The sequence below is a fragment of the Streptomyces sp. RGM 3693 genome (assembly GCF_050471125.1).
GTDB lineage: Bacteria > Actinomycetota > Actinomycetes > Streptomycetales > Streptomycetaceae > Streptomyces.
The window spans coordinates 1,044,250-1,060,212 of the sequence record NZ_JBMPPQ010000002.1; the positions used below are offsets into that span (position 1 = coordinate 1,044,250).

Consider the following 15,963-nt stretch of genomic DNA (forward strand, 5'->3'; position numbering starts at 1 on the left):
CAGGGGGGAGGGCCCCGGCCCTGGCCCTCCCCCCCGCCTCCCCTTCCCTCCTTCTTTTCCTCTTCCTCTTCCTTTTCCTTTTCCTTTGTGTTTGTCCCGTCCCCCGGTGACCGTCACCGACGCCTCAGTGCCACCACCAGCACAGCCAGCACCACCACCAGAACCGCCCCCACCAGGCACCCCACCGCCGGCAGCGCCAGCGACGGCAGCACCCCGCCACCGGACGCACTCACGGCACCATCAGGACCCACAGACCCCATGGCGCCCAAGGGGCTTCCCGAACTTCCGGGCCCCGATGTGGCGCCCGCACCCGCACCCGTAAGGGTCAGCCCCAGCCCCGCCGTAACGGTCAGGACGGACTTGGTGACGCCCGAAGCCTCCCCCGCGCGTTCCCGACGGACCACGGCCTGGGTCCCCGTAAGGGCCAGCCCGCCCGCCACCCCCAGCGCCGCCGCGGCGCCCGTCGAGGCCACCAGCAGCGCGAACGCCCCCGCAACGGCCCCGGCCGCCCACAGCGCGCCCCCGGCGCCGGCCAGGCACAGCGCCATCACCGGCACGGCCGCCCCCGGACGGACCCGCCCGGCCACCGGACCCCCGACGGCCAACGCGGCGGCTGGAACGAGGAACGCTACCCCCGCCTCCAACACCGTCCACCCGTACCCCTGTTGGAGCGTCAAGGGGATCACGTACAGCAGCGCCACGGTCGCCGCGTTGGCGACCGCACCGGCCGCGGTCAGCGTCACGTAGGGCAGGTTGCGGACGAGGGTGAGGTCCACCAGCGGCGCCGGGGCGCGCCGTTCGGCCCGTGCGAACAGCGCGCCCAGCAGCAACGCACCCGCCGCCCAGCCCCAGGCGGCGACGTGTTCCAGCCACCGTGCCAGGCACACCAGGGCGCCGGTCGCGGTCACCGCACCGGCCACGTCCAGGGGGAACTCCGCGGCGGCCGGGTCCCGGGACTCGGCCGTCCGGCGAGCACACCACAGCGCGGCCGCGGCCAGCGGCACCGTCATCCAGAACACGGCCCGCCAGGAAGCCGATTGGGCCAGGACGCCACCGAGGAACGGGCCGCACACGGTGGCCAGCCCGGCCAGGCCCAACGCCCGCCCGGTCGCCCGCCGCCCGTGGCCCGGCGGGCAGGCGTTGGTGAGCAGCGCCAGCCCCGCGGGCATGATCAGCGCGCCGCCCGCGCCCTGCACCACCCGCGCCGCCACCAGGAAGGACAGCGACGGAGCCACCGCACACAGAGCAGCGCTCACCCCGAAGAGCACCGCTCCGACGGCCACCATCCGCCGCCGCCCGTAGAGGTCGGCCAGCCGCCCGGCCACCGGCATCAGCGCCCCGGCAGCGACCAGATAGCCACTAACCACCCACGGCGTCGCGGCCAACGAACCATGCAGATCGGCCCGGACGACGGGCAGCACCGGATTGAGCGCGAAGGAGTCCAACTGGACGCAGAACGCCCCGATGGCCAGCGCACTTTGCGCCCAACGGCCCTCGGGGGAAAGCCCGTTCATCGGCGATACGGACATGGCGCCGACAATCCACCTCTCAACTCGAACACCAAACGGAAACCACGCAAGGAAAAGAAAGGAAAAGAAGGGACAAGAGGAAGGAAGGGAGGGATGAAGTGCACCGGACCGGGGCAGGAAGAGGCGGGAACGTGCCGCGCTACCGTGCGGGTGCGAGAAGAGGCCGGCGCCGACCCCGTGGAGCCGTACGGTGCCCATGGGGCCGTACAGCGGACGTTCAGCGATCGTTGATCGCAAATCTCCATGCTGATACGCATGTTGCGCCGTGTGATCTCAGAGCATGCAGATGACGCCCGGGAAGTGCAAGAGCCGGATGCGTCGCAGATCGCCCTCACCTGGAGCGGGGAGCCGGGCCGTCTGGAGGAGCTGACGCACGGCATGCTCCTGGACCAGGCCGAACGGGCGGCGGCCGCCCTGACCCGCTTCGGGGTACGCGCCGGCGACCGGGTCGCGGTACACCTGCCGCTGGTGCCCGAGTCGGTGATCGCCACGCTCGCCTGCGGTCGACTGGACGCGATACGCACCACGTTGCCGGTCTCGCTGACCGTCCCCGAACTGGCCGCGCGCATCCGGGAGTCGGGGATCCGGGTGCTGATCACGGCGGACGCGGCGTTCTGGGACGGGTCCGTGCGGCCGGTGAAGCCGGTGTTGGACCACGCGCTGGCGCGGAGTGCCGCCATGGACGGGAGCAGCCTTCCACGCACCGTCCTGGTGGTGAACCGCTGCTCCCGCCCGGTCTCCTGGAAGCCCGGCCGCGACAAGTGGTGGCACGAGGCCCTCGCCACCAACTAACCCACAGCCATCCCCACCTACGGGAGCCCCCACCTACCGGAGGCCCCATCTACCTGAGCTCCCGCCCACCGGAGCGAGCCCCCACCTACAGGGGCACCTACACGGGGAGCCCCATCTACGGGAAGCCCCATCTACGGGGGCACCCACCTATGGGGCGCCCCTTTACGGCGAGCACCGCCCGACCACGCGCGCTGCCCCGGCCCGACCACGAGCACTGCCTGACCCTCCCCGCCGTCACACCCGGCAAGGGCACCGCCCCCGCCGTACGCATCGAGGCATCCCGCCGAGGCACCCCACCCACGCACCGCACCGGGCACACCGCAACGCCGGGCCGCACCCCGCTCACGCACCGCACCGGGCACGCCGCAATCCAGCCCGCACCCGCCCAGGCGCCGGACCAGGCCCCGGCCAGCCCCCCCTCGCGCACCCCGCGCCCACCCCACACATCACGCCGCACATCACGCCGCACATCACGCCGTGCGTCACCCCGGGCCCCACACCCCGATGCGCCACACAGCGGGCCGTACGCCGGAAGCGCTCCTAGCGTGGGTCTTCCCGACCCCGTACGGAAGCCCGGTAGCCATGCCGAACCGCAAAGCCCGTGGCCATCACCCCCACCCCCTCCCCGGTTCTGAGCGTGGCCGGCCGCTTGGGCGAGGGTGCGCCGAGCACGGGCCGCCCACCCGCCCACAGGACGCGCAGCGACCCCATCCGATACCCACCCACGAGAAGGGCACCTGGAGCACCTAGCGCCGGCCCTCAAACTCCCGCCCCCGCCGCCCGTCTCCCGCCGTCCTCCGGGCGGGACGGCACGGGAGCCGGACGGCAGGATCCAGCGCGCCGGGGGCGAGGTGCCCCGCCCGTACCCTGAAGGGGTGAGCACCACGTCCCAGCCCCAGCCCCAGCCGCGACCGCAGCCCCAGTCTCAACCTGAGCCCGAGCCGACCGCCCAGGGCAGCCAGCGCAGCCGGGGCAGCCGGGGCTTCCGAGCCGGTGGCCTGAGCCCGGCGCCCGAAGCCGCCACCGCGGGCGCGGCCGAGACCCTGGCCCCTGCCGGCTCGGAGGAGGCCGCCCCTGCCCCGTCAGAGGTCGCCGCATCCGAGGCCGCCGCGGCCCAGGGCGCCCACGAGCCCGCGGCTGCCGCGCGGCCGGCGCCGAGGAAGGCCGCGGCCTTGATCTTCGACGATCCGCTGAGCCAGCAGTCCTCGGACGACACCGACCGCGGCTGGGGTGAGCGCTCCACCGCCAGGGACGCCGCCGCCGACCTCGCCCGCTTCCTCGACGAAAAACCGCCCCACCACCTCTGAGCGAGGCGAGGGGGCGGCTCAGTCCGTCCGTAGCGCTCGCTACTGCTGCGTCTTCTGCGCGACGATGGCCGCCGCGGCCGCCCCCGGAGCGGCGGAGGTGCCATTGCGCTGGGCGATCAGGGCGTCGCGGATCTCGGTGAGCAGTTCGATCTCGGTCGGGGCCGCCGGAGCGCCGTCGACCGGCTTCTTCGCGTCCTGGCGAGCCTTCCACCTGCTCATCGGCAGGATCATGAGGAAGTAGACGACGCCCGCGGTGATCAGGAACGTCAGCGCCGCGCTGAGTACCGAGCCCCACAGGACGTAGATGCCGTCGACGTACAGACCGGTCTTCTTGTCCACCGAGCACGTGGTGAGGCAGGACTGGTAGTTGTCGAGGTTCTGCGAGCCGAAGGCACCGACGATCGGGTTGATGACGCCCTTGACCACCGCATTGACGATGCTCGTGAACGCCGCACCGACGACGACCGCCACCGCGAGTTCGATGACGTTGCCGCGCATCAGGAATTCCTTGAATCCCTGGAGGACGCTCTTGTTCTCGCTCACCTGACAGCCTCTTTCCACGCTTGCTTTGGACGGTGCACCGACAATCAGCACCGCAACTTACGGCAGGGCGGGGCGGAGGTGTCCAATCGCACAACACGAACCAGCGATCGACCAGAGCGTCAGTGCGGGTAGCGGTATCCGTACGGGTGCGGATCCGGGGGACCGGGCTGTGCCGAGGGCGGTGCGTATGGGGCGGCCGGGCGGCCGTGCGGGAGCCGGGAGCCACCGGGGGGGCGGCGGATCCGGCCGCTCGGCAGGGCCCTGGCGGCGGCGATTGGTGCGGCGGTTCCGATAGCGGCATCGGTATCGGTGGTGCGGGCGCGCCGTAGTGAGCGGCGCGCGGCAGGTGCCCCGCCACTCGGAGAAGTCTCGCGTGCCCGGGCGGGAGACGCCACTCGATCTTGGCGCCGGGTCGGCATCGTCACCGCCCCCCGGAGGTCGCCGCGGCGGAGCAGGCGGCGGGCGCGGATGTGGTGCGCACCGGGCCGTGCGACAGGCCGGTGGCCAGTGCTGCGGCGGTCGTTGCCAGGGCGACGGCGAGCAGCCGCCGGTGGGCCGCCCCGCGCCATCGGCCGTGGCGGCCGCCCGCCCGAACCGGGGCGAAGTGCGGCACTTCACACTGCGGGGGAGCGGGCAGGGTCGGGGTCGGGGTCGGGGAGGGGCAGGGCATGGTGATCACCGCCTGTGGTGCGGAAGCGGGACCGGCGTTCGGTCCCGGCGATCACCACCGTGCCGCAATGCGCCGCGGCCCGCTCCGGCCTGTGGACGGGCCCCGCGGTTGTGGACAACTCCGTCACCCGCCAGGGGTGTTCGGCAGTCGCCCGCCCCGGCCCCGCGGAAGCTGGCGCCCCCCGCGGAAGCTGGCGCCCCCGCGCCTACGGCAGCTCGATCCCCAGGTCCCACCCCTGGTGCGCGTCCGTGCACAGGCAGGCGCGCTCGGCGTTGGTGGGCAGTGCGGCGACGGTGTCGAAGAGGACCTCGCGGAGCCGGCTGATGTTCTCGCCGAAGACCTTGAGGACCTCCTCGTGGGAGACGCCCTCGCCGGTCTCGGTGCCCGCGTCCAGGTCGGTGACCAGGGTCAGCGAGGTGTAGCAGAGGCTCAGCTCGCGGGCCAGGACGGCCTCGGGGTGGCCGGTCATGCCGACCACCGACCAGCCCTGGGCGGCGTGCCAGCGCGACTCGGCGCGGGTGGAGAAGCGCGGGCCCTCTATCACCACGAGGGTGCCGCCGTCGACCGGCTCCCAGTCCCGGCCGCGGGCGGCGGTCAGGGCGGCCTGGCGGCCGGTGGGGCAGTACGGGTCGGCGAAGGTGAGGTGGACGACGTTGGGGACGCCCCCGTCCGGGAGCGGTTCGCCGTCGAAGTACGTCTGAACGCGGTTCTTGGTGCGGTCCACGAGCTGATCGGGGACGAGCAGCGTGCCCGGGCCGTGTTCGGGGCGCAGTCCGCCGACCGCGCACGGGCCGAGGACCTGGCGCACGCCGAGGGAGCGCAGTGCCCAGAGGTTGGCGCGGTAGTTGATGCGGTGCGGCGGGAGGTGGTGGCCGCGGCCGTGCCGGGGCAGGAACGCGACCGAGCGGCCGGCGATCTCACCGAGGAACAAGGAGTCGCTGGGGCGCCCGTAGGGCGTGTCCACAGTGATCTCGGTCACGTCGTCCAGGAAGGAGTAGAACCCCGACCCACCGATAACGCCAATCTCCGCGTCAGCCATGCGGTCACACTATCGGGGCGTGGCAGCGGCCCGCTGGTGGGCCGGTGGAACGGTGACGCGAGCGACACGGGAGCGGCGGGACGAGGCGACACGGCAAGGCAACAGCACAAGGCGACAGCGCAAAGCGACAGCACAAGGCGACAGGGCTGGGCGTCAGTTGCGGGCTCGACGCGCGTCCCGCCCGCCGCCGTCGATGGTGCCCGCCCACCTGGCGTCCCGGAACCCACCCGGCGTCCCGGAACGTCGCGCGCCCCGGGGAGAACGCGGCGGGCCCCGCCGTCCCCTGGTGGGGAGGGCGGGGCCCGGGAGCTCAGTTGCCGGTGTCGTCGTGCGCGCCGGGCTGCTGCCGCAGGTCAGGCGGCCGAGCCGGTGCTCGCCGAGGCCGTCGACTTGCTGTCCGAGGACGACGAGGACGAAGACGACGAGGAGGAAGACGAAGACGACGAAGAAGGCGACGACGTCGAAGAGGTGGAGTTGCTCGACGTGGAGCCGTTCGACGGCGTGGAGCTGCTGGCGGGGCTGCTGCTGGACGACGAGCCGCGGCTGTCGTTGCGGTAGAAGCCGGAGCCCTTGAAGACGATGCCGACCGCCGAGAACACCTTCTTGAGGCGCCCGCTGCAGCTGGGGCACTCGGTGAGCGCGTCGTCGGTGAACTTCTGCACGGCCTCAAGGCCCTCGCCGCACGCGGTGCACTGGTACTGGTAGGTCGGCACTTGACTTCCTCCTGGCACTCTCACTCATTGAGTGCTAACGACGCTCCATCTTGCAGTATTCCTGCGCGTCAGTCCACCGTGAACGTCCTACGGTGACCGACTCCACGCCGGGTCCCGGCCCCCGCGCCACACCCGCTCAGGCGGCGCTCAGCTCGCGTTCCCGCTCGTCGGCGGCGGTGTCGGTGTCGGCGGCACCCGCCGCACCGGTGACGACCTTCGACGACCGGGGCATCAGATGGGCCTGCAGGGTCAGCAGGACCACCAGGGCCAGCGCCGTACCGACCAGCGGCACCAGGAAGCCGGAGCTCGGGCCGAAGCGGTCGGCCAGCTGGCCGGCGGAGGTGGCCGCCGCTGCCTGGCCGAGGGCGACCGCGCCGGTCAGCCAGGTGAACGCCTCGGTCCGGGCGGTGGCCGGGACCAGGGACTCGACGAGGGTGTAGCCGGTGATCAGCGCGGGGGCGATGCACAGGCCGACGACCAGGCCGAGGGCGCCCAGCAGCGGTATCGCGGTCACCGCCCACAGCGGGGTGGTGGCCAGTGCCAGCAGCCCGTAGGCGACCAGCAGACGGCGGCTCGGGCCGACCTTCCAGGCGATCGCGCCGCAGGCGATGCCGGCGAGCATGTTGCCGCCCGCGAAGATCCCGTAGAGGACGCCGTTGATGCCGGGCTGGCCGATGTGCTCGGTGAGCGCGGTCAGCGAGACCTGCATGCCGCCGAAGACCGAGCCGATGCCGAGGAACGCCACGATCAGGACGCGCACGCCGGGGATGGACAGGGCCGAGACGCGCTGGCGGTCGTCGGACTGCCCCCGGTGGACGGGCGGTTGGGTGCGCCGCTGCGAGGCGAAGAGCAGACCGCCGGCCAGCGATAGCACGGCCTCGGCGATCAGGCCGGCGGCCGGGTGGACGCCGGTGCACAGCGCGGTCGCCAGCACCGGGCCGACGACGAAGGTGAACTCGTCGGTCACCGACTCGAAGGCGGCGGCGGTGGGCATCAGCGGGCTGCCGCCCAGCTTCGCCGCCCAGCGGGCCCGCACCATCGGGCCGACCTGCGGCGTCGAGGCGCCCGTGGGGACGGCGACCGCGAGCAGCGCCCATAGGGGGGCGTGCGCGAGGGCGAGGACGATCAGGGCGGAGACGCCGGCGACGTGTACCAGGACGCCGGGGATCAGGACGGCGCGCTGGCCGAAGCGGTCGGCGAGCTTGCCGCCCTGCGGGGCGAACAGCGCCATCGAGACACCGGTGGCGGCGGAGACCGCGCCGGCGGTGCCGTAGGAGCCGGTGGTGGACTGGACGAGCAGCACGATGCCGATGGTCAGCATTGCGAACGGCTGCCGGGCCAGGAAGCCGGGCAACAGGAAGGTCCACGCACCGGGCGTGCGCAACAGTTGTCCGTAACCGGGACGGGAATCCTTGACCGCGGATGCCACGGCCGGGCCTTTCTGCCGCCTGGTAGCGCTACCCCGCGAGATCGTCACAGGTACGCGCCGAGAGCTGTCCTCTCGCGCAGGACCGAGTGATACCGCATGGTCCGCACCGAAAGGGGTGGCTGCGTGTGGCAGGGGACCGCGGCCGCCGAGCGGTCGCGCCAGCTCTGCGTCAGGCAGAGTTGGTTCGTGATCCGTACAAATTTCCTACTTGATTGTACAGGCTGAAGGTAGAGAAGCCCTGGGATTAACCAGGGCTTCTTGCGGATTTCCTTGGGATCCGTGGAGAGATGGCGCACATTCGGCGCCCGGTCGGGCAAGCCGGGCAGGGAGTGGGCGAGGGGCGGACCCGGGGGCCCGCCGGGTCACCCGGCCCCGCGCCGTCGGACGCGCCCGGCCTCTCCTTCCTGGGGTCGCTCCGTGCCGGTCCCCAACCAGCCCGCGAGCTTGCCGCCCTGGGACACCGCCTGGAGCCGCCGCTCGGCCGCGTCCCGCACCGGGTCGGTGGCGACCACCAGCAGCTCGTCGCCGCGCCGCAACACCGTGGTGGGGGAGGGCACGAAGCTGGTGCCGTCCCGGACGACGAGGGTGACCGCGGCGCCCGCCGGCATCCGCAGCTCGCCGACCTCCACGCCGTGCATCCGCGAGGTGGGGCCTATCGACGTGGACAGTAGATGGCCGCGCAGCCGCTCCAGCGGTGCCGACTCGATACCCAGGTCGGCGGGCTCCTCACCCTCGCCGAGCCGCAGCCGGCGGGCCAGCCACGGCAGCGTCGGGCCCTGGATGAGGGTGTAGACCACGACCAGGACGAAGACGATGTTGAAGACCGTCTCGCTGCCGGGGACGTCGTTCACCATCGGGATGGTGGCCAGCACGATCGGCACCGCGCCGCGCAGCCCGGCCCAGGACAGCAGGGTCTTCTCCTGCCACGGCACCCGGAACGGCAGCAGCGAGGTGAAGACGGACAGCGGGCGGGCGATCAGCGTCAGGATCATGCCGATGAGCAGCGCCGGCACGATGTCGTCGAGCAGGTTGTGCGGGGTGACCAGCAGGCCGAGCAGGACGAACATGCCGATCTGGCCGATCCAGCCGACCCCTTCGGCGAAGCCGCGGGTGGCCGGGGCGTGCGGCAGCTTGGCGTTGCCGAGGACGACCGCGGCCAGATAGACGGCGAGGAAGCCGGAGCCGTGCGCCAGCGCGCCGGCGGCGTACGCGGAGACCGCGATGGCCATCACCGCGATCGGGTACAGACCGGAGGCGGGCAGTGCCACGTGCCGCATGCCGTACGCGCCGAGCCAGCCGATGGCCACGCCGATGGCGGCGCCGATCGCCAGCTCCAGCGCTATCTCACCGAGCAGTACGTACCAGTGCTCGGTCGGGCCGGCGGTGGAGAAGGCCACGACGAGGATCACCACCGGGGCGTCGTTGAAGCCGGATTCGGCCTCCAGGACACCCGTCAGCCGGGCCGGCAGCGGCACGCTGCGCAGCACCGAGAAGACGGCCGCGGCGTCCGTGGACGAGACCACCGCGCCGATCAGCAGGGCCTGGCGCCATTCGAGACCGGCGAGGTAGTGCGCGCCGGCCGCGGTGACCCCCACGCTCACCGCGACGCCGAAGGTCGAGAGCACCGCGGCCCGTGGCAGGGCCGGTTTGATCTCTTTCCACTTGGTGCCCAGGCCGCCTTCGGCGAGGATCACCACCAGCGCGGCGTAGCCGAGGAGTTGGGTCAGTTCGGCGTTGTCGAAGACGACGCCGCCGATGCCGTCCTGCCCTATGGCGATGCCTATCCCCAAGTAGATGAGCAGGCTGGGGAGCCCGCTGCGCGAGGAGAGCCGTACCGCGGCAACCGCGATGAGCAGTACGAGTGAGCAGATCAGCAGGAGTTCGTTGAGGTGTTCGACAGTCAGGAGCTGATCCTTCCACGCGCCTTGGTCGGGATGGGCTGGGTGTCCTTACCGTATCTAGTTACTGACTCTAACAATTTACCATTGCTTGAAAGTTTAATGTGCTCGGTGGTGACTCCACGTAGGGGTCGGCAAACCGGTGCGCCTATGGTTGCTCCAGCACTCCCACCCTGCCCCTCGAAGGACAGAGATGCCCGCCAACAAGTCCGGTCCAGCCCCCAAAAAGAAGAAGGGGCGGCGAGGCCGCCTCGTCGCACTCACGGTCGTGCTGCTGCTCGTGGCGGGCATCGGCTTCGGCGCGTACTGGAGCGTCAGCACCGTTCGCGCCTCCTTCCCGGAGACCACGGGATCGCTCAAACTCCCCGGCCTGACCGACCCGGTGGATGTCGTCCGTGACGCCAACGGCATTCCGCAGATCTACGCCGACACCGACGAGGACCTCTTCCGCGCGCAGGGCTACGTTCAGGCGCAGGACCGCTTCTGGGAGATGGACGTCCGCCGCCACATGACGGCCGGCCGGCTCTCCGAGATGTTCGGCAAGGGGCAGGTCAAGACCGACGAGTTCCTGCGCACCCTCGGGTGGCACGACGTGGCGCAGAAGGAATACGACACCAAGCTCTCGGCCACCACGAAGAAATACCTCCAGGCGTACTCCGCCGGTGTCAACGCCTACCTCACGGACCACCAGGGCTCGGCGCTCTCTCTGGAATACGCCGCGCTCGGCTTCACCAACGACTACAAGCCCCAGCCCTGGACCCCGACCGACTCGGTGGCCTGGCTCAAGGCGATGGCCTGGGACCTGCGCGGCAACATGAAGGATGAGATCGACCGGGCCCTGATGACCAGCCGGTTCACCCAGCAGCAGATCGCCCAGCTCTACCCGGAGTACCCGTACCAGCGGAACCAGCCGATCGTCGACGGCGGCAGCGTCGACCCCGCCACCAAGGAGTTCGACCCCAAGGGCAGCGGCAACACCGGCACCAACGGCGGCACGGGTACGGGTACCGGAACGGGCACGGGTAATACGGGCACCGGGACCGGTACGGGTACCGGGTCCGGCAACGGCACCGTGCGCGGCGCCACCACCGGCGTCCAGGCCCAGCTCTCCGCGCTGTCCACGACCCTCGAACAGGTCCCGGCGCTGCTCGGCCCCAACGGCAACGGCATCGGCTCCAACTCCTGGGTCGTCTCCGGGGAGCACACCACCACCGGTAAGCCGCTGCTCGCCAACGACCCGCACCTGGCACCGCAGATGCCCTCGCTCTGGTACCAGATGGGCCTGCACTGCCGCACCACCGGCCCCAAGTGCAACTACGACGTGGCCGGCTTCACCTTCTCCGGGATGCCCGGCGTCGTCATCGGCCACAACCAGGACATCTCCTGGGGCATGACCAACCTGGGCGCGGACGTCACCGACCTGTACCTGGAGAAGATCAACGCCGACGGCTACCTCTACGACGGCAAGCAGAAGCCCTTCGTCACCCGCCAGGAGACCATCAAGGTCGCCGGCGGCGAGAGCCAAAAGATCACCGTCCGGTCCACCAACAACGGCCCGATCGTCTCCGACCGCGACGACGAACTCGCCGGCGTCGGCAAGGACGCCCCGGTCGCCAACGGTGCCCCCGACCGCGGCGACGGCTACGCCGTCTCGCTGCGCTGGACCGCGCTGACCCCCAGCAAGTCCATGGACGCCGTCTTCGAGCTCAACCGCGCCAAGGACTGGACCAGCTTCCGCAAGGCCGCGGCCGACTTCGAGGTCCCCTCGCAGAACCTCATCTACGCCGACACCAAGGGCAACATCGGCTACCAGGCCCCCGGCGCCATCCCGATCCGTGGCAAGGGCGACGGCACCTACCCGGCGCCCGGCTGGGACCCCGCGTACCAGTGGAAGGGCACCATCCCGCAGAGCGCCCTGCCGTACGAGTACAACCCCAAGCGCGGTTTCATCGTCACCGCCAACCAGTCCGTCACCGATGACAAGTACCCGTACCTGCTCACCAAGGACTGGGGCTACGGCGCGCGCAGCCAGCGGATCAACGACCTGATCGAGTCCAAGATCAAGGACGGCGGCAAGGTCTCCACCGACGACATGCAGAGCCTCCAGAAGGACAACAGCAGCGAGATCGCCCGCCTGCTGACGCCCTACCTGACGAAGATCGACATCAAGGACAAGTACGTCCGCGACGCCCAGCAGCTGCTCAACGGCTGGGACTTCACCCAGGAGCCCGACTCCGCCGCGGCCGCCTACTTCAACGCCGTCTGGCGCAACACCCTCAAGCTCGCCTTCGGCAACAAGATGCCCAAGGAACTGCGCGTCCAGGGCCAGTGCCTCTACGTCCGCCCGGCCAGCGACAACGGCCCGGCCGACGACCAGAACAAGCTGGTCCGCGAGTGCGGCCAGCGAGCCGGCGACACCGCCCAGCCCGACGGCGGCGACCGCTGGTACGAGGTCGTCCGGAACATCCTCGACGACCCGAACAACGCCTGGTGGAAGACCGACGACCGGCCCGGCCACCCCGGCCTGAAGAACCGCGACCAGCTCCTCGCCCAGGCCATGAAGGACGCCCGCTACGAGCTGACCTCCAAGCTCGGCAAGAACATCGACAACTGGGCCTGGGGCCGCCTGCACCAGATGGACCTCAAGAACCAGACCCTCGGCAAGGAGGGGCCGGGCTTCCTCCAGGACCTGCTCAACCGCGGGCCGTGGAACCTCGGCGGCGGTGAGGCCGCGGTCGACGCCACCGGCTGGAACGCCGCCAGCGGCTACAAGGTCACCTGGGTCCCGTCCATGCGGATGGTGGTCAACCTCGCCGACCTCGACAAGTCCCGCTGGATCAACCTCACCGGCGCCTCCGGTCACGCCTACGACGCCCACTACTACGACCAGACCGACAAGTGGGCCAAGGGCGAACTGCTCCCCTGGGCGTTCAGCGAGGACGCCGTGAAGAAGGCCGGCAAGGAGACCCTGACCCTGTCGCCGTAACGGGCAGCGCAGCACCACCGCATCGGGCGGGCCGGACTCCTCCGGCCCGCCCGACCGTGTTTCACGTGAAACCTCGACGCACCACGCGTGGGCCCGTCAGTGCCGGAAGCGGTGCACTCCTGACGGGGTCACCGCGGCGTGCACCCGGCGGTCGTGCGATTCGGCCGGGACCGCTTCCAGCACCTCGTCGTCGTAGAGCAGCACCACCAGCGCCGTCCGCCTGCCGGACCGCTCCAGCCGGGCCAGCACCCGGTCGTAGGAGCCGCCGCCGCGGCCCAGCCGCAACCCCGTCCGGTCCACCGCCAGCCCCGGCAGCAGCACCACGTCCGCCTGCGTCACCGCCTCCGGGGTCAGCCGCGGCCCGTCCGGCTCCCGCAGCCCCCAGCCCGCCGGGACCAGCCGCTCAGGACCTTCGTATACGGCCCAGTCCAGGTCGTTGTCCGGCAGCAGCACCGGCAGCAGCACCCGCACCCCGGCCGCCCGCAGCGCCTCGATCAGCGCCCGGGTGTCCGGCTCACCGCCGATCGACACGTACGCGGCGACGGTCGGCGGGGCGCCCTCGGCCCCCTCCGAGGGGGCCGTGCGCAGCTCGTCCAGTTCCCGTACCCGCCGGGCCAGCGCGGCGCCCCGGACCGCGACGGCATCGGCCGGCAACGCTCTCCTCACCTCCTGGAGATCCCGCCGCAACCTGCGCTTTTCCTCATGCTCAACGCTCATCGTGGGCCTCGCTCGGGCTCTCATGATCTCTTAACCGGACGCTCATCACCGGTCCGTGCGGGCCGGTTAGGGTGGCGCGCATGACCCCATCGCATGCACGGATCAGCAAGGCTGTCATCCCGGCAGCAGGGCTCGGCACCCGGTTCCTGCCGGCGACCAAAGCCACTCCCAAGGAGATGCTGCCGGTCGTCGACAAGCCCGCCATCCAGTACGTGGTGGAGGAGGCGGCCGCGGCCGGACTGACCGACGTCCTCATGGTGACCGGCCGGAACAAGCGCCCCCTGGAGGACCACTTCGACCGTAACTACGAGCTCGAAGAGGCCCTGCACCGCAAGGGCGACGGATCCCGGCTCGCCAAGGTACTGGAGTCCAGCGACCTGGCGACCATCCACTACGTCCGCCAGGGCAACCCCAAGGGCCTGGGCCACGCCGTGCTGTGCGCCGCACCCCACGTGGGCGACCAGCCGTTCGCGGTCCTCCTGGGCGACGACCTCATCGACCCCCGCGACCCCCTGCTGAGCCGGATGATCGAGGTGCGCGAGGAGTACGGCGGCTCGGTCATCGGCCTGCTGGAGGTCGACCCGGCCAACATCCACCTCTACGGCTGCGCGGCCGCCGCCCCGACCGCCGACGACGACGTGGTCACCGTCTCCGACCTGATCGAGAAGCCCGAGCCGGCCGAGGCACCCAGCAACCTCGCCATCATCGGCCGCTACATCCTCGACCCGGCCGTCTTCGAGGTGCTGCGCAAGACCGACCCCGGCCGTGGCGGCGAGATCCAGCTCACCGACGCCCTCCAGGTGCTGGCCGCCCACCCCGAGCTGGGCGGCCCCGTGCACGGCGTGGTCTTCAAGGGCCGCCGCTATGACACCGGTGACCGCGGCGACTATCTGCGTGCCATTGTCAGACTGGCATGCGAACGTGAAGACCTGGGCCCCGACTTCCGGGCCTGGCTTCGCAGTTACGTCACCGAGGAGATGTAGGACGTTGAACGGCACCGCCGACCAGGCCCACCCCGCTGACCGCGTCTGGTCGGTGGCCGAACACCTCGACGACATCCTGGCGAAGCTGCAACCGCCGGCCCCGGTCGCCCGGCAACTCCTCGACGCCCAGGGCTGCGTCCTCGCCGAGGACCTCACCGTTCCGCTGCCGCTGCCGCCGTTCGACAACAGCTCCATGGACGGCTACGCGGTCCGCGCCGCCGACGTCGCGGCCGCCGGCGAAGGCGCCCCGGCCACCCTCACCGTCATCGGCGACGTCGCCGCCGGCAGCGGGGAACTCCCCACCGTCGGGCCCGGCCAGGCCGCCCGCATCATGACCGGCGCCCCGGTGCCGCCCGGCGCCGACGCGGTGGTCCCCGTCGAGTGGACCGACGGCGGCACCGGCCAGGGGCCGGCCGCCACCATGCGCGCCCACAGCGCCGCCCCGCAGGACGCCGGCGGCGAGGTCCGGGTGCACCGCCCGGCCACCGCCGGGGCCCACATCCGCCGGGCCGGCAGCGACGCCCGGGCCGGCGAGCCGGCACTGTCCGCCGGCACCGTCCTCGGCCCCACCCAGATCGGCCTGCTCGCCGCCCTCGGCCTGGACACCGTCACGGTCCGCCGCCGCCCCCGGGTCGTGGTGCTCTCCACCGGCAGCGAACTGGTCCAGCCCGGCGAGCCGTTGGGCCCCGGCCAGATCCACGACTCCAACAGCTTCCAGCTCACCGCCGCCGCCCGCGAGGCCGGCGCGCTCGCCTACCGCGTCGGCGCCGTCGCCGACGACGCACCGACCCTCCGCGCGGCCCTGGAGGACCAGTACGCCCGCGCCGACGTCCTGGTCACCAGCGGCGGCGTCAGCGTCGGCGCCTACGACGTCGTCAAGGAGACCCTCGCCGGCCTCTCCACCGACGACGGCCGGGTCGAGTTCCGCAAGCTCGCCATGCAGCCCGGCAAGCCGCAGGGCTTCGGCCTGATCGGCCCCGACCGCATCCCGCTGCTCGCCCTGCCCGGCAATCCGGTCAGCTCCTACGTCTCCTTCGAACTGTTCGTCCGCCCCGTCATCCGGACGCTCATGGGCCACCCTGAGGTCCACCGCCGCCCCGTCCGCGCCCGCGTCACCGCGCCGCTCGGCTCCTCGCCCCGCGGCCGGCGGCAGTTCCTCCGCGGCGCCCACGACCCGGTGGCCGGCACGGTCACCCCCGTCGGCGGCAGCGGCTCCCACCTCATCAAGGCCATGGCGCACGCCGACGCCCTGATCGTGGTCCCCGAGGACACCACCGAGGTCCCCGCCGACGCCACCGTGGACGTCCTCCCGCTCGGCCCCTGCTGACCCGCCCACCCGGAGCGGCGGGAGGGGCGG

Annotated in this window: 13 protein-coding genes; 5 read left to right on the plus strand and 8 right to left on the minus strand. The window is 71.8% G+C overall.

What is annotated here, in order from left to right:
• Positions 1–113: 113 nt before the first annotated feature.
• On the minus strand, positions 114–1,529 hold the full coding sequence (locus tag ACO0M4_RS22050; RefSeq protein ID WP_430372589.1) for an MFS transporter: 1,416 nt from the start codon (positions 1,527–1,529) through the stop codon (positions 114–116).
• A 267-nt stretch (positions 1,530–1,796) separates the two neighbouring features.
• Here ACO0M4_RS22050 and ACO0M4_RS22055 point away from each other — a divergent pair, with 267 nt between their 5' ends.
• Entirely contained in the window at positions 1,797–2,321 is a 525-nt protein-coding gene (locus tag ACO0M4_RS22055) for an AMP-binding protein (RefSeq protein WP_430372590.1), read from the plus strand.
• 875 nt (positions 2,322–3,196) lie between these two features.
• Entirely contained in the window at positions 3,197–3,628 is a 432-nt protein-coding gene (locus ACO0M4_RS22060) for a hypothetical protein (protein WP_430372592.1), read from the plus strand.
• Between the two features lie 39 nt (positions 3,629–3,667).
• On the opposite strand, the gene mscL is transcribed toward ACO0M4_RS22060, so the two are convergent.
• From mscL to ACO0M4_RS22090, 6 genes are all read right to left on the minus strand, one after another.
• On the minus strand, positions 3,668–4,171 hold the full coding sequence (gene mscL / locus ACO0M4_RS22065; RefSeq protein ID WP_430372593.1) for a large conductance mechanosensitive channel protein MscL: 504 nt from the start codon (positions 4,169–4,171) through the stop codon (positions 3,668–3,670).
• A gap of 421 nt (positions 4,172–4,592) precedes the next feature.
• Positions 4,593–4,841, minus strand: coding sequence for a hypothetical protein (locus ACO0M4_RS22070; protein ID WP_430372595.1), 249 nt, complete (start codon positions 4,839–4,841; stop codon positions 4,593–4,595).
• Positions 4,842–5,046: 205 nt separating this feature from the next.
• Positions 5,047–5,880, minus strand: a complete 834-nt coding sequence (locus tag ACO0M4_RS22075; protein WP_430372596.1) for an S-methyl-5'-thioadenosine phosphorylase — start codon at positions 5,878–5,880, stop codon at positions 5,047–5,049.
• 353 nt (positions 5,881–6,233) lie between these two features.
• On the minus strand, positions 6,234–6,593 hold the full coding sequence (locus tag ACO0M4_RS22080) for an FmdB family zinc ribbon protein (RefSeq protein ID WP_430372597.1): 360 nt from the start codon (positions 6,591–6,593) through the stop codon (positions 6,234–6,236).
• A 136-nt stretch (positions 6,594–6,729) separates the two neighbouring features.
• Entirely contained in the window at positions 6,730–8,022 is a 1,293-nt protein-coding gene (locus tag ACO0M4_RS22085) for an MFS transporter (RefSeq protein ID WP_430372599.1), read from the minus strand.
• Positions 8,023–8,384: 362 nt separating this feature from the next.
• On the minus strand, positions 8,385–9,926 hold the full coding sequence (locus tag ACO0M4_RS22090; RefSeq protein ID WP_430373890.1) for a potassium/proton antiporter: 1,542 nt from the start codon (positions 9,924–9,926) through the stop codon (positions 8,385–8,387).
• Between the two features lie 187 nt (positions 9,927–10,113).
• On the opposite strand from ACO0M4_RS22090, the gene ACO0M4_RS22095 reads away from it, so the two are divergent.
• On the plus strand, positions 10,114–12,906 hold the full coding sequence (locus ACO0M4_RS22095; RefSeq protein WP_430372600.1) for a penicillin acylase family protein: 2,793 nt from the start codon (positions 10,114–10,116) through the stop codon (positions 12,904–12,906).
• Between the two features lie 96 nt (positions 12,907–13,002).
• Here ACO0M4_RS22095 and ACO0M4_RS22100 read toward each other — a convergent pair whose 3' ends face one another.
• Complete coding sequence (locus ACO0M4_RS22100) at positions 13,003–13,623, minus strand: 5-formyltetrahydrofolate cyclo-ligase (protein ID WP_430372601.1); 621 nt, start codon at positions 13,621–13,623, stop codon at positions 13,003–13,005.
• A gap of 80 nt (positions 13,624–13,703) precedes the next feature.
• Here ACO0M4_RS22100 and galU point away from each other — a divergent pair, with 80 nt between their 5' ends.
• Positions 13,704–14,606, plus strand: coding sequence for a UTP--glucose-1-phosphate uridylyltransferase GalU (galU, locus tag ACO0M4_RS22105; protein ID WP_430372603.1), 903 nt, complete (start codon positions 13,704–13,706; stop codon positions 14,604–14,606).
• 4 nt (positions 14,607–14,610) lie between these two features.
• Positions 14,611–15,933: a molybdotransferase-like divisome protein Glp gene (gene glp, locus ACO0M4_RS22110; protein WP_430372604.1), complete on the plus strand. Its 1,323-nt coding sequence runs from the start codon at positions 14,611–14,613 to the stop codon at positions 15,931–15,933.
• The last annotated feature ends 30 nt before the right edge of the window (positions 15,934–15,963 follow it).

Coding starts and splice junctions, on each gene's coding strand:
- ACO0M4_RS22070 (WP_430372595.1), bottom strand. CDS start 4,841: ATGCCCTGCCCCTCCCCGACCCCGACCCCGACCCTGCCCGCTCCCCCG.
- ACO0M4_RS22050 (WP_430372589.1), bottom strand. CDS start 1,529: ATGTCCGTATCGCCGATGAACGGGCTTTCCCCCGAGGGCCGTTGGGCG.
- ACO0M4_RS22075 (WP_430372596.1), bottom strand. CDS start 5,880: ATGGCTGACGCGGAGATTGGCGTTATCGGTGGGTCGGGGTTCTACTCC.
- ACO0M4_RS22095 (WP_430372600.1), top strand. CDS start 10,114: ATGCCCGCCAACAAGTCCGGTCCAGCCCCCAAAAAGAAGAAGGGGCGG.
- galU (WP_430372603.1), top strand. CDS start 13,704: ATGACCCCATCGCATGCACGGATCAGCAAGGCTGTCATCCCGGCAGCA.
- ACO0M4_RS22100 (WP_430372601.1), bottom strand. CDS start 13,623: ATGAGCGTTGAGCATGAGGAAAAGCGCAGGTTGCGGCGGGATCTCCAG.